This is a genomic window from Mesorhizobium sp. CNPSo 4671 (assembly GCF_057784245.1).
On record NZ_JBWLUW010000096.1, the window covers coordinates 1 to 359 of the forward strand.

The window sequence follows — 359 nt, forward strand, 5'->3', positions numbered from 1 at the left end:
CTGTTCCTCGACGGCCTCAAGGACATCTATTACGCTGAGAAGAAAATTCTCAAAGCCCTGCCGAAGATGGCCAAGGGCGCGGAGGACGCCCAGGTGTCCGCCGCCTTCGAGAAGCATCTTGTCGAAACCGAAAGCCAGGTCGAGCGACTCGAGCAGGTGTTCGATATCCTTGGCGTTGCCGCGCGCGGCAAGACCTGCCCGGCCATCGACGGCATCATCGAGGAGGGATCGGAGATCCTGGAGGAATACAAGGGTTCGAGCTCGATCGACGCCGGCCTTGTCGCCGCCGCGCAGGCGGTCGAGCACTATGAGATCGCACGCTATGGCACGCTGATCGCCTGGGCGACATCGCTGGGCAA

The 359-nt window shown here is 61.8% G+C and carries 1 protein-coding gene; it reads left to right on the forward strand.

All coding sequences use genetic code 11. The annotated features are described in order from the left end of the window. The coding region (locus AC04SF_RS37540) for a YciE/YciF ferroxidase family protein (RefSeq protein WP_488481893.1) at positions 1 to 359 on the forward strand (359 nt) is incomplete at both ends.